Source organism: Dietzia sp. 111N12-1, from assembly GCF_001658045.1.
Classification (GTDB): domain Bacteria; phylum Actinomycetota; class Actinomycetes; order Mycobacteriales; family Mycobacteriaceae; genus Dietzia; species Dietzia kunjamensis.
Window position 1 is genome coordinate 42361 of sequence record NZ_LSSV01000013.1, and the last position, 13277, is coordinate 55637.

Annotated in this window: 11 protein-coding genes; 5 read left to right on the forward strand and 6 right to left on the reverse strand. The window is 71.0% G+C overall.

What is annotated here, in order from left to right; genetic code table 11:
- Positions 1–90 precede the first annotated feature (90 nt).
- Positions 91–1341, forward strand: a complete 1251-nt coding sequence (locus AYO52_RS02180) for a PspC domain-containing protein (protein ID WP_067712577.1) — start codon at positions 91–93, stop codon at positions 1339–1341.
- On the forward strand, positions 1338–1697 hold the full coding sequence (locus AYO52_RS02185; RefSeq protein ID WP_067712580.1) for a hypothetical protein: 360 nt from the start codon (positions 1338–1340) through the stop codon (positions 1695–1697). Before AYO52_RS02180 ends, AYO52_RS02185 begins: the two co-directional genes overlap by 4 nt.
- A 12-nt stretch (positions 1698–1709) precedes the next feature.
- On the opposite strand, the gene guaA is transcribed toward AYO52_RS02185, so the two are convergent.
- Entirely contained in the window at positions 1710–3323 is a 1614-nt protein-coding gene (guaA, locus tag AYO52_RS02190) for a glutamine-hydrolyzing GMP synthase (protein ID WP_305790904.1), read from the reverse strand.
- Positions 3324–3445: 122 nt separating this feature from the next.
- Here guaA and AYO52_RS02195 point away from each other — a divergent pair, with 122 nt between their 5' ends.
- Entirely contained in the window at positions 3446–4939 is a 1494-nt protein-coding gene (locus AYO52_RS02195) for a wax ester/triacylglycerol synthase family O-acyltransferase (RefSeq protein ID WP_067712583.1), read from the forward strand.
- 12 nt (positions 4940–4951) lie between these two features.
- Positions 4952–6346 (forward strand): wax ester/triacylglycerol synthase family O-acyltransferase, encoded by a 1395-nt coding sequence (locus AYO52_RS02200; RefSeq protein ID WP_253701783.1) that lies wholly within the window; start codon positions 4952–4954, stop codon positions 6344–6346.
- 36 nt (positions 6347–6382) lie between these two features.
- On the opposite strand, the gene AYO52_RS02205 is transcribed toward AYO52_RS02200, so the two are convergent.
- From AYO52_RS02205 to guaB, 3 genes are all read right to left on the reverse strand, one after another.
- Positions 6383–8146 carry an FAD-dependent oxidoreductase gene (locus AYO52_RS02205; RefSeq protein ID WP_067712589.1) on the reverse strand — a complete coding sequence of 588 codons (1764 nt, stop codon included), beginning with the start codon at positions 8144–8146 and terminating at the stop codon, positions 6383–6385.
- Between the two features lie 120 nt (positions 8147–8266).
- Positions 8267–9406, reverse strand: a complete 1140-nt coding sequence (locus AYO52_RS02210; protein WP_067712592.1) for a GuaB3 family IMP dehydrogenase-related protein — start codon at positions 9404–9406, stop codon at positions 8267–8269.
- A gap of 6 nt (positions 9407–9412) precedes the next feature.
- On the reverse strand, positions 9413–10948 hold the full coding sequence (gene guaB / locus AYO52_RS02215; protein WP_067712595.1) for an IMP dehydrogenase: 1536 nt from the start codon (positions 10946–10948) through the stop codon (positions 9413–9415).
- Positions 10949–11060: 112 nt separating this feature from the next.
- Between guaB and AYO52_RS02220 the strand changes: the two genes are divergently transcribed.
- The gene (locus AYO52_RS02220; RefSeq protein ID WP_067712753.1) at positions 11061–11483 is read left to right on the forward strand and encodes a DUF5319 domain-containing protein; all 423 of its coding nucleotides are present in this window, start codon (positions 11061–11063) and stop codon (positions 11481–11483) included.
- 108 nt (positions 11484–11591) lie between these two features.
- Here the strand turns inward: AYO52_RS02220 and AYO52_RS02225 are convergent, their stop codons facing one another.
- Together AYO52_RS02225 and AYO52_RS02230 are read right to left on the reverse strand one after the other, a co-directional pair.
- On the reverse strand, positions 11592–12614 hold the full coding sequence (locus AYO52_RS02225) for a hypothetical protein (protein ID WP_253701772.1): 1023 nt from the start codon (positions 12612–12614) through the stop codon (positions 11592–11594).
- Positions 12611–13192 (reverse strand): sigma-70 family RNA polymerase sigma factor, encoded by a 582-nt coding sequence (locus AYO52_RS02230; RefSeq protein WP_067712600.1) that lies wholly within the window; start codon positions 13190–13192, stop codon positions 12611–12613. Before AYO52_RS02230 ends, AYO52_RS02225 begins: the two co-directional genes overlap by 4 nt.
- Positions 13193–13277: the final 85 nt, after the last annotated feature.

Here is a 13277-nt window from a genome sequence, read left to right on the forward strand (position 1 = left end):
TTCGCAATCCTCCCTCCCCGGCGGCCTCGGGGTCGGAAATCAGGGTCGGACCCCGATGTGCCGCGGACTCCCGCCGAGCACGATGGGGTCATGTCCAGAACGAGCACCCCCGACCTCCCGTCAGAGCTCCGCTCCCTGTGGCGGACCCGTCCCGTCCGGACCCCGGACGATTCCAGGATCGCCGGCGTCTGCGGCGGCTTCGGTCGGCGCTACGGCGTCGACCCGGTCCTCTTCCGCGTCGCGTTCGTCGTCGCCGCACTGTGGGGTGGGGCGGGCGTGTTCCTGTACGCCCTGATGTGGCTGCTCCTGCGCTCCGCCGGCGACGAGGTCTCCTCCGGGGAGGCGCTCCTGGGGAAGGGCCGGGCGTCGGGCTCCAAGGTCACCGCGGTGGTCCTCGTCGTCGTCGTCCTCCTCTCCGCCCCCACCTTCGGCGGATCCGGGGAGACCCTCCTCCTCGGCGCCGGGTTCCTCATGGTCGCGGCGATGCTCGCCGGCTGGTACGGCCTGCACCGGCGCACCCCCGAACCGCCCGCCGGGTGGGCGGAGGTCTCCGCGGTGCGGCCCTCCGCCGCTCGCGGACCCGACGCGTCGCGCGGCCGGGCCCCGGCCACCGGCGCCGGACCGTGGCGCGCGCCCGGGGCCTCCCAGGAGCCCGGCTCCGGCCCCGGAGCCCCCTTCGGGCCCCCTGTGCCGCCGTCGTGGGATCCGCTCGGCGCCGCCCCGTTCGCGTGGGACCTGCCCGAACCCGGCCTCGCCCCCGCCCCGGTCGAACCGACCCGGCCCCGGTCGCGGCTGACCAAGGTCACGCTCGGCCTGGCACTCATCGCGACCGCGGTCGCCACCGGGTTGTCGACGCTGGGCGGATTCACCTGGCTCGACACCACGCGCATCGCCGCGATCGCCCTGGCGGTGGTGGCCGGCGGGCTGCTCGTCGGCGCCGTCACCCGCCGCGGGTACGGGCTGCTCGTGGTGGCCGGACCACTCGTCGGGTTCGTGCTGCTCGCCCTGTCGGTCCAGGTCCCCACGGGTGGCTGGGAGACCATCGGCGACGAGCGGGTGGAGATCACCTCCCCCGCCCAGCTCGACACGCCGGTCACCCACGAGGTCGGCACCGTCACCGTCGACATGCGCGAGCTCGAACTGGACCGCGACCGCAGCTACAGCATCACCAACGAGGTCGGTGAGGTGCGGGTGCTGCTGCCCGACGGGCTCGCCGTGCAGGCCGACTGCCGGACCGAGATCGGCTCCGTCGACTGCCCCGACCCGCCCGCCGACACCGACGGGCCGGTCCTGACCCTGGACATCACCACCGAGATGGGAAGCGTGAAGGTCACCCGATGAATACGAACACGCCCGCAGACGACCGCCACCACTCCACCGCGGGAGCCCCGCCCGACCAGTCGCCGCGGTTCGACCCGCAACTGTACGACCCGCTGCCCTACGGCATCGGACACCCGACACCCGAACCGCTCGGATTCGGGGTCTCCCCCGAGCCCGCGACCGCCCCGTCGGGCGCCGTCGAGGTGGTGGAGCACCGGCGGTTCGGGTCCCCGGTTCTCGCCCTGGCTGGCGTGACCTCGCTGGGAGTGGCGGTGTGGGCGATCCTGGGAGCGCCCGCGATCGCCCCGACGGCGTTGCTGGCCGCGGGACTCGTCCTGGCGGTACTCGTGGGACTGATGATGGTCATCCGCCGCTGACGCCCGGCCCGCTCACTCCCACTCGATGGTGCCCGGCGGCTTGCTCGTCACGTCCAGCACGACCCGGTTGACGTCCGGGACCTCGTTGGTGATGCGGTTGGAGATCAGCGCCAGGGTCTCGTACGGCACGCGCGTCCAGTCGGCGGTCATGGCGTCCTCGGAACTCACCGGCCGCAGCACGATCGGATGACCGTACGTCCGGCCGTCGCCCTGCACGCCCACCGACCGAACATCGGCCAACAGGACCACCGGGCACTGCCACACCGCGGAATCCAGACCCGCCGCGGTCATCTCCTCGCGCACGATCGCGTCCGCCGCGCGCAGGGTCTCCAGGCGGTCACGGTCCACGGCGCCGACGATGCGGATCGCCAGGCCCGGACCGGGGAACGGGTGGCGGCCGACGATCGCCTCGGGCAGACCGAGCTCGCGACCGACCGCGCGGACCTCGTCCTTGAACAACAACCGCAGTGGCTCGACGAGCGTGAACTCCACATCGTCCGGCAGGCCGCCGACATTGTGGTGGCTCTTGATGTTGGCCGTACCCGCACCGCCACCGGACTCGACGACGTCCGGGTAGAGGGTGCCCTGGACGAGGAAGTCGACGGAGGAGGCGGCGGCCTCACCGGAACCCTGGAGTTCGAGCGCCTGCGTCACCGCCCGCTCGAAGGACCGGATGAACTCGCGCCCGATGATCTTGCGCTTGGTCTCCGGGTCGGTGACGTCGGCGAGGTGCCCGAGGAAGACGTCGGAGTCGTCCAGCGTGATGAGGCGGGCCCCGGTGGCGGCCACGAAGTCGTTCTCGACCTGCTCGCGCTCACCCGCACGCAGCAGTCCGTGGTCGACGAACACACACGTGAGGCGGTCCCCGATCGCACGCTGGACCAGGGCGGCCGCGACGGCCGAGTCGACGCCGCCCGACAGGCCGCAGATCGCGTGGCCGTCGCCGATCTGCTCGCGGACGGCCTCCACCAGCTGGTCGGCGATGTTCGACGCGGTCCACGTCGGCTCGAGCCCCGCCACCTCGGTGAGGAAGCGGCTCAGCACCTGCTGGCCGTGCGGCGAATGCAGGACCTCCGGGTGGTACTGCACTCCGGCCATGCGCCGCTCGGTGCACTCGAACGCGGCGACCGGGGCACCGGACGACGACGCGGTGACGGTGAACCCCTCGGGCGCGGCCGTGACCGCGTCCCCGTGGCTCATCCACACCGGGTGGTGCTCCGGCAGGCCGGCGTGCAGGAGGCCGCCGGACACGCTCACGTCGGTGCGGCCGTACTCGCGGCTACCCGTGTGCGCGACCTCGCCGCCGAGGGCACCGGCCATCGCCTGGAAGCCGTAACAGATGCCGAACACCGGCAGACCCAGATCGAACACCGCCGGGTCGAGCGAGGGCGCGTCCTCGGCGTACACGCTCGCCGGTCCGCCGGACAACACCAGGGCGACGGGGTCCTTGGCGCGGATCTCCTCGATCGTCGCGGTGTGCGGGATCACCTCGGAGTAGATGCGCGCCTCGCGCACGCGGCGCGCGATGAGCTGGGCGTACTGGGCGCCGAAGTCCACCACGAGTACCGGGCGGGGCGCCACCGCCTCGGCGGCGATCTGGGAGTCGGTCTGTGCGTTCTCGGCCACGGGGTCGAGTCTAGGCCCCGCGGCCCATCCACCGAACTCGGCCACATCCCCCGTGCCGGGGTTCACAATGAACCCCACCACGACCCCGGCCGTCCCGGGACCGAGAGAGCTGGAGCGCATCGATGGAGCGAATGACCGGTTTCGACGCGAGCCTGTTGTACATGGAGACCCCCCAGCAACCCCTCGTGGTGGGTGGGATCCTCTTCGTCGACGTCTCCGGCCTCGAGGTCGGGTACTCCTTCGAATGGCTCCGGACCGAGCTCGGCCGCCGGATCAAGGAACTACCCGAACTCCGCCGCAAGATCTACGACTCCCCGCTCAACCTCGGCCACCCCGCCTGGGTCGAGGAATACGACCTCGACATCACCGCACACGTCCGCCGCGTCGACGTGGACCACCCCGGTGACGACCGCGCGGTGTTCGAGATGTGCGGCACCCTCGGCAGCCGCCCGCTGGACAGGTCACGCCCCCTGTGGGAGATGTGGGTCCTCGAGCGGCTCACCGAACCGGACACCATCGTCGTGTACTTCCGGGCCCACCACGCCATCCTCGACGGGGCCAACGGCGCGAACATCCTGCGCAAGTTCGCCTCCGCCGGAGAGCAGCCCTCCGCCCGCGACCTCGACATGGTCCGCGTCGAGGCGGGCAACGCCAACCCCATCCGGCTCCTCGCCGGCGGGTGGTGGGATTTCTCCGTACGCCGCCCGCTGACCCTGGCCCGGCTGGTACCCGAATTCGCCGCGCTCCCCTTCGCACTGCGCAGGGCCACGGCCGCCAAGAAGAAGTCGGACGATCCGGCCCCGGGGGAAACGGGCACGGCCGACGCCACGGACGACGGCGTCGTCGTCCCCAGGGCGGCACCGTTCACCGCGCCCCGCACCCGCTTCAACGCCACCATCACCCCCCACCGGGCGGTCTGGGGTGCCCCACTCGACCTCGGCGAGATCAGCGAGATCAAAGACGCCTTCGGCGTGACCGTCAACGACGTGTTCCTCGCGGTGATGGGCGGCGCGCTGCGGCGGTACCTGCGCTCCCACGACGACCTGCCCGACACGTCGCTCGTCGCCGTGGTCCCCGTCTCCACCCGCGACGCCGAGGACGCCCGGGGCAACAACCGCGTGACGGTCCTGTTCGCGTCCCTCGGGACCGACATCGCCGACCCGCTCGAGCGCCTGCGCGCCATCGCCGCCCGCACCAGCCGGGGCAAGAAGCAGTCGAAGAACGGCATGCGGCCGGACCTCATCCAGGACATCGCCACGCTCGCCCCCGCCCGGACCCTGCAGATGCTGATGCGGATCTACGGCGACTTCCACCTGGCGGACCTGCATCCCGTCGTGCACAACCTCGTCGTGTCGAACATCCCCGGGCCCCGTCAGGGACTGGACTTCCTCGGATGCCGGGTGACCCACGTCTACCCGCTCGGGCCCCTCATGCACGGTTCCGGACTCTCGGTCACCGCCATGTCCATGGGCGGTCGACTCGACGTGGGGATCAACGCCTGCGAGCATCTGGCCCCCGACCCCGATCTACTGGCCACCGGGATCCGGGAGGCGATGGCCCGACTGCTGGAACTCACCCGGGAGGCGGCGCGGTCGGCGGCCGGCGGGGAGGGCTGACACGTGGAACGGATGACCGGGCTCGACGCGAGCTTCCTCTACCTCGAGACCCCCGAGCAGATGATGGTGATCAACGGCCTCGTCCACCTCGACGTGACCACCGTCGAGGAGGGCTACTCGTTCGAACGCCTCCGATCCGGGCTCGCCCGCCGGGTCAAAGCCGTCCCCCCGTTCCGCCGCAAGGTCCACGACTCACCGTGGAACCCCGGCCACCCGGCGTGGGTCGAGGACTTCGACTTCGACATCACCCACCACCTACGCCGGATCGAACTCGGGCCGGCCGGCACCGAGGACGAGCTGCTGGAGACGTGCGGTCGGCTCGCCTCCACCCCGCTGGACCGCGCCCACCCGCTGTGGCAGATCTGGATCCTCGAGCGGGGTGACCCGCACGCGCCGACCGTCAGCGCGTTCTGCCGGGTCCACCACTCGGTGATCGACGGGATGCTGGGCGCCGAGTTGCTCTCCGCCCTCGCCGCGACGGACGCCACCACGCCCGACCAGGATCCCGCGCTCGCGCGCACGCACGTCGGACGGGCCAACACCCTGCAACTGATCGCCGGTGGCGCCCGCGACGTGCTGGGCCGGCCCCTGGCCCTCCTCCGACTGCTCCCCGAGACGCTGTCGGTCCCCGCGGCCATGAGACGCGCACGCGGCCGGGCGGGCCACGGGGAATCCATGCCGGCCCCGTTCACGGCGCCGCGGACCCTCTTCAACCACTCGCTCACCCCGCACCGCGCCGTGGCCACCGTGTCCCTCGACCTGGCGTCCGTCAAGCTCGTCACCGCCCGCCTCGGCGGCACCGTCAACGACGTCCTCCTCACCGTGGTCGGCGGCGCTGTCCGGTCCTACCTCGAGGCCCACGGAGACTCTCCCACCTCCTCCATGGTGGCGATCGTCCCCATGTCCACCCGAGACGATCTGGCCACCGGCGGCGCCAACCAGGTGTCGGCCATGTTCGCCTCCCTGGCCACGGATGTAGCCGACCCGGTCGAACGGTACGAGCGGATCTCCGCCGCAGCGGAGACCACGAAGCGCCAGGCCGCGAGCATCCGCCCGGCGCTCCTGGACAACTGGGCCCGCATGGGCCCCCGTCGGCTACTCGACATGGGCATGCGGGCGTACGAGGCGCTGAGACTGGCCGACGTCCACCCGGTGATCTACAACCTCATCGTCTCGAACGTGCCCGGCCCCCGTCACGCCCTCTACTTCCTCGGCGCGCGGATCACCCACATGCACCCCTTCGGCCCGCTGCTCCACGGTGCGGGGCTCTCCGTGACCAGCCTGTCGACCGACGGGCGGCTCGACCTGGGGGTGATCTCGTGCGAACACCTGGTGCCGGACCCGGACGCGGTGGCCCGCGGGATCACGGCGGCGCTCGACGAGTTGCTCGAGCTCACCGCCTCCTGACCCGGCTCACCACGTCCTGACCACGGGGGTCGACCCTCAGCTGACCTGGACGATCGGCAGCCGCAGGGCTCCCGGCGCGGCCTCCGGGACCATCGGCGACACGGGCGGGACCGGCGACAGGCGCCGGTAGCCCTCGCCCTGGGCCGGGCGCTGGTCGGCCTCACCCTTGTTGGGCCACAACGACATCGCCCGCTCGGCCTGAGCGGTGATGCTCAGCGCCGGGTTGACACCCAGGTTGGCGGAGATCGCCGAGCCGTCCACGATGTGCATCGTGGGGTAGTTCCACACGCGGTGGTACGGGTCCACGACCCCGGTCTCGGCCGAATCCGAGATGACGCAGCCGCCGAGGAAGTGAGCCGTGAGCGGGATGTTGGCGATCTCGCCCCACGTGCCCCCGGGCAGGCCGCCGATCTCCTCGGCGATCTTCCGGGTGGCCTCGTTGCCGGCGGGGATCCAGGTGGGGTTGGGCTCGCCGTGACCCTGCTTGCTGGTGACGTACTTGAACGGGCCGACGCGCTTGACGTAGGTCTGCAGCGAGTTGTCCAGGTTCTGCATCACGAGCGCGATCACCGAACGCTGGCTCCAGCGGCGCAGGTAGAACAGCTGCATGAACATGGCCGGCTCGCGCCGGACCTCGTTCAGCAGAGTGCGCCACCGCGGGAGCGGCCCGTCGCCGTCCGTCAGCAGGGTCTGCAGGATGGCGATGGCGTTGGAGCCCTTGCCGTACCGGACCGGTTCGATGTGGGTGTCGGGGCGGGGATGGAACGACGACGTGATGGCCACACCCTCGGAGAAGTCCTGCTCCGGCTTGTAGTTCGGGCGCATCGCCCCGAGGATCGCCTCGGAATTGGTGCGAGTGAGCCGACCGATCGCATCCGACAGCTTGGGAAGGGACCCGGAGTCCTTGGCGTAGTGGAGCAGGTGCTGGGTTCCCCAGGTGCCGGCCGCCACGACGACCTGACCGGCGGTCACCGTGGTGGTGCGCTTGCCGCGACGCGTCCAGGCGCCCGTCCGCTCGAGGGTGATCTCCCACGTGCCGTCGCCGCGCTCGCGCAGGTCGCTGACCGTGGTCCGGTCCAGGATGCGGGCGCCCGCGCGCTCGGCCAGGGCGAGGTAGTTCTTCATCAGCGTGTTCTTGGCGTTGTGCCGGCAGCCGGTCATGCACTCGCCGCACTCGATGCACGCGTTGCGGTCCGGCCCCACCCCGCCGAAGTACGGATCGGGGACGAGCTCGCCGGGCTTGCCCTGACCGCCGGTCTTCTCGCCGAAGAACACGCCGACCGGGGTGTAGACGAAGGTGTCCTCGGCGCCCATGTCGCGGGCCACCTTCTTCATGACCTCGTCCGAGTGGGTGTGCGTGGGGTTGGTGACCACGCCCAGCATGCGGCGGCCCTGGTCGTAGAACGGGGAGAGTTCGGACTCCCAGTCCGTGATGTGGCCCCACTGCCGGTCCTTGAAGAACTGGCCGGTCGGCTTGTACAGGGTGTTGGCGTAGTTGAGGGAGCCGCCGCCCACGCCCGCGCCCGCGAGGATCATCACGTCACGCATCATGTGGACGCGCTGGATCCCGAACAGCTTGAGCTTGGGCGCCCACACGTACCGGTGGAGTCGCCAGGACGTCTTGGGCAGGTCCGCGTCCTCGAAGCGGCGACCCGCCTCGATGACCGTGACGCGGTACCCCTTCTCCGACAGCCGCAGGGCCGTCACGCTGCCCCCGAAACCGGATCCGATGACGACGACATCCGTGTCCGTCGGCGTGGTGGGGGCGTCGGTCGGGGTCGACGGTGCGTGCGGCGTCATGGTGCAACTCCCAGGAGTGGTCGATGGTGGGCATCACAGTACCCGAGCACCATCGAACCTACCGGACAGTAGGCCCCGGTTTGTCCAGAGTGTGGATGCGTCCGACCCATGGTCGGGCGGTCAGGGCCGGACGGACAGGTCCACCTTCTGGAAACCCTTGACATCGGAGTAGCCGCACTTCGCCATCGCGCGACGCAGTCCGCCCATGAGGTTGCGGGTGCCGTCGGGGACGCTGGTGGGCCCCTCGAGGACCTCTTCCAGTGGCGCCAGGGCCGTCTCGTCCTCCACCTCGGACACATGCCCACGCGGCACCTTGGGGTGGGCGGAGACCGCGTCCCAGTAGACACCGCGGCCCGGGGACTCCAACGAGCCGGCGAGCAGCGGACCCAGGACCACTGCATCGGCGCCGCACGCCACGGCCCGGGCGATATCACCGGAGGTGTAGATGTCGCCGTCGGCCAGCACGTGCACGTAGCGGCCTCCGGTCTCGTCGAGGTAGTCCCGCCGGGCCGCGGCCGCGTCGGCGATCGCGGTGGCCATGTGGACCTCCATACCCAGCACCTGGCCGGTGGTGGTGATGCCGTCGACCCCGCCGTATCCCACGATCACACCGGCGGCGCCCGTGCGCATGAGGTGCAGGGCGGTCTTGTAGTCGACGACGCCGCCGGCGATCACCGGGACATCGAGGCCACCGATGAACTCCTTGAGGTCGAGCGGGGCGTCCTCACCGCTGACGTGCTCCGCCGAGATGATCGTGCCCTGCACCACCAGCAGGTCGATCCCCGCCGCGACGAGCCCCGGGGTGAGTTCGCGCGCGTGCTGCGGGGAGACCCGCACCGCCACGGTCGCGCCCTCGTCGCGGATGCGGTGAACCGCAGCGGCGAGGAGCTCGCGGTCGATCGGGGCACGGTGCAGCTCCTGCAGTCGCGCCACGGCCCGGTGTCCGGTCACGTCCTCCAGCGCGAGCTCCCGCAGCTCGGCGATCACGGCACCGGGATCGGCGTGACGGGCCCACAGTCCCTCCCCGTTGAGCACGGCCAGACCACCGAGCTTGGAGAACTCCACCGCCGAGGCCGGGGAGACCACCGCGTCGGTCGGGTGGGTCATCACCGGGATGTCCATCTGGTAGGCGTCGATCTGCCAGGAGGTGGACACCTCCTTGGAGCTACGGGTCCGGCGGGAGGGGACGATGTCGACCTCGCCCAGCCCGAACATCCGACGGGCCTCGCGACCCAGGCCGATCTCCACGACATTGCGCACGCGACTTCAGTCCTTGACGTTGTAGTTGGGGGCCTCGACCGTCATCTGGATCGCGTGCGGATGGCTCTCCCTGAGCCCCGCGGCCGTGATCTGGACGAACTGGGCACGGTGCATCTCCGGGATGGTGGCGGCTCCGGTGTAGCCCATGCCCGCACGCAGCCCGCCGGCGAGCTGGTGGAGTACCTGACCGACGTCTCCCCGGTACGGGACCCGCCCCTCGATGCCCTCGGGCACGAGCTTCTCCTCGGACAGCACGTCGTCCTGGAAGTACCGGTCCTTGGAGAACGACTTCTCCTGCCCGGGCTTGCCGCGCCCGCGCATCGCGCCCAGCGAACCCATGCCGCGGTAGACCTTGTACTGCTTGCCGTCCACGAAGATCAGCTCACCCGGCGATTCGGTGCACCCCGCGAGCAGGGACCCGAACATGCAGGCCGAGGCGCCGGCGGCGATCGCCTTGGCCACGTCACCGGAGTACTGCATACCGCCGTCGGCGATGACGGGGATGCCCGCGGCATGCGCGGCGACCGAGGCCTCGAGGATCGCGGTGATCTGGGGAGCACCCACGCCCGCGACCACCCGGGTGGTGCAGATGGACCCGGGGCCGATGCCCACCTTGATGGCGTCCGCACCCGCGTCGATCATCGCCTGGGCGGCCCCACGGGTGGCGAGGTTGCCCCCGATCACCTGCACGCGGTCGCCGAGCTCGCGCTTGACCCGGGCGACCATGTCGAGGGCGTTGCGGTTGTGGGCGTGAGCCGTATCGACGACCAGTGCGTCCACCCCGGCGTCGGTGAGGGCACCGGCGCGTTGCCAGGCGTCCTCCCCGGTACCGATGGCGGCGGCCACACGCAGTCGGCCGTCCGAGTCCTTGGTGGCGTCGGGGTGCTTCTCCGTCTTGACGAAGTCCTTCACCGTGATGAGCCCGGTCAGACGCCCGTCACCGTCGACGATCGGCAGCTTCTCGATCTTGTGCCGACGCAACAGACCGAGCGCCGCCTCGGCGGTGACCCCTTCCCGCGCGACCACCAGGGGCGCCCGGGTCATGACCTCGTCGACCCGCCGGGACTTGTCCATCTCGAACCGCATGTCGCGGTTGGTGATGATGCCGACCAGCTCTCCGCGCTCGTCGGTCACCGGCAGCCCGGAGATGCGGTAGCGGGCACATTTCTCGTCGACCTCGGCCAGCGTGTCACTGGGCGCGCAGGTCACCGGGTCGGTGACCATCCCTGCCTCGGACCGCTTGACCGTCTCGACCTGGGCCGCCTGGTCCCCGACGGAGAGGTTGCGGTGCAGCACGCCGATCCCGCCCTGGCGGGCCATGGCGATGGCCATGCGGGCCTCCGTCACGGTGTCCATCGCCGACGAGATCAGCGGCACCCGGAGGGTGATGTCCCGCGTCAGCCGGGTGCTGGTGTCGACCTCGCTGGGGACCACTTCCGACGCGGCCGGGAGGAGGAGCACGTCGTCGAACGTCAGGCCCACCATCGCGACCTTGGTCGGGTCGTCGCCGCCGGTACGCACGGGGCCATTCGACTCGCTCATCTGCCGTCCTCCTGGGGGTCGTCTAGGTGCTGTCTTTCGAGGATAGTGGTTCCGGGGGCCGCGGCTCGAACCGTGACCACGTGAGACCGTGGTCACGAGTACGGTGGAGGTCGTGGACGATCCCCTACGGCACGGAATGCCGCCCGACCCGTTCGCCGGTGATCCGGATGATCCGGCCGCGGAACTGGCCGAGCTCGACCCGGTCGACGACGACATGCCCGCCGGCCCCCTCGACGCCGACGAGCGGCACGCGATCGAGGAGGACCTCGCGGACCTCGCGGAGTTCCGTCGGTTGCTGGCCCCGATCGGGGTGAAGGGCGTCGCGGTGCAGTGTGACGACTGCGCCGAGGAGCACTACCACGAGTGGGACATGCTCCGCGCCAACCTCATGCAGTTGCTCGAGGACGGCTCGCTGTTGCCCCACGAGCCCGCCTTCGACCCGATCCCGGACGACTACGTCACCTGGGAGTACTGCCGCGGCTACGCGGACGCGACCCGCGCCCTGCGCCCCCGTCGGCTCAACTGGCGCCGCTGAGCAGAGGCGGTCGCCGCGCGCGGGTGCCGCCCGTTCGACCCGGGCCCGGCCCGGACGACTCGATCCCCGTCCCTCCGAGAGGGGCGGGGATCGACTCGTGTCCCGGGATCAGTTCGTCGGTCGGACCGACTGCGAGGTCTGTTGAGGACTGGTCGCCGGCGGCGTGGGCGTGGGTACCTGCGTCACCGTGGTGCGGCTCGGTGTCGGCGCCGTCACCGCCCGGTCGTCGTCCACATCGCCCTGACGTCCTGTGGTCGGTGACAGGAAGTCCTGGATCCGCTGGGTGTCGATCGGGATCTGCAGCGTGGTCGAGATCCGCAGCCCGTCGAGAGGGAGCGGGATGACCGGCATCCCCGCGGGTGGCGGAGGGATCAGGTTGGACGGCACCGGAACGGGCAGGCCGGGCACGAGCGTCGCCGCGCCCGGTGCGGGTGCGGGTGCCGGGTTAGGTGCGGGCGCCGGCGCCGGCGCGGGCGACGGGACGACGCTCGGGGTCACCCGACTGAGATCGCGCTTGATGGCGTCGCGGCGCTTCATCAACTCGACACGTTCGGACGCGTCGGAGACCTCGTCGAGCCGCTCGCTCACCTCGTCGAGCAGACGCTCGGCCTCGTTGCGGTCCCCCTCGCGGGCGGCGAGGTCCGCGGCGGCGAGGTACTCACTGAGATCACTGACCAGTTCGACGTTCCCGGCACGGTCGGAGAACATCGTCTTGGACACGCCCCAGAGCGGGTCGCCCGGCATCGCGCTGTGCGCGGCCACGGACAGGCCGCCGACTATCACGGCCGCCACTGCGGCAGCGCCGGTCACCGCCTGCCACAGGGCCGGCCTCTGGCCGTGATGGTGCTCGTTCGACCGCACCCGGCCGCGGCGGGGCCACAGTCGGGAGACGTTCGGAGCGAGGGCCACCTCGATCTGCTCGTCGCCGGGCAGCTCCGGCAGCTTGGCGGAGTCCAGATCGGCGCGCCAGTCCGCGAGCAGTGCGAGGAGAGGCTCATCCCCCTCGGGGCGGTCGCCTCGTCCGAGCGTGTCGAGGAGGGCGTCGTCGCGATCCACCTCGGCCTGATCCGCGTCGGGCCCGTAGAGCGAGGCGTCGTCGTCCCGGGTGCCGGGTTCGACTTCGTCGTTCATCGCCATCGCTCCTCTCCGTCCTGCTCGATCCTCGCCCGGAGCTGCTTCATCGCCCGGTGTTGGGCGACGCGCACGGCGCCGGCCGTACTGTCGACGATCTCCGCCGTCTCCTCCGCGGAGAGTCCGACCACCACACGTAGCCGGATGATCTCCCTCTGCTTCTCGGGCAGGGTGCCGAGGAGGCGGCTCACCGCTCTCGACACCTCGCCGTCGAGGACGTGGTCCTCCGGCCCCGTGTCGGTCGAGAGCACCTCGGGGAGGTACTCCACGGGGTCGGACTTGTTCCGCGCGGCGCCACGATGGGCGTCCGCGACCTTGTGGGCCGCGATCCCGTACACGAAGGCCATGAAGGGACGTCCCTGGTCCCGGTACCCCGGCAGAGCCGAGAGAACCGCGATCAGAACCTCCTGGGCGACATCGTCAGCAGACAGGTTGACCCTCTCCGAGCCACCGACGCGGGAACGGCAATACCGCACCACACCGGGCCGCACGAGCTCCAGCACCCGCGTGGCAGCGACACGGTCACCCTTGACCGCCTCGGCTACGGCGAGTTCCAACTCGTCTGCTGTACCTGTCATCGGATTACGGGGGCCCCGTGTTACACGGATGTGTTACGGGGCACGGCCTTTCTCTCGAGTCGCGACGCACGTCACGACGGATCCC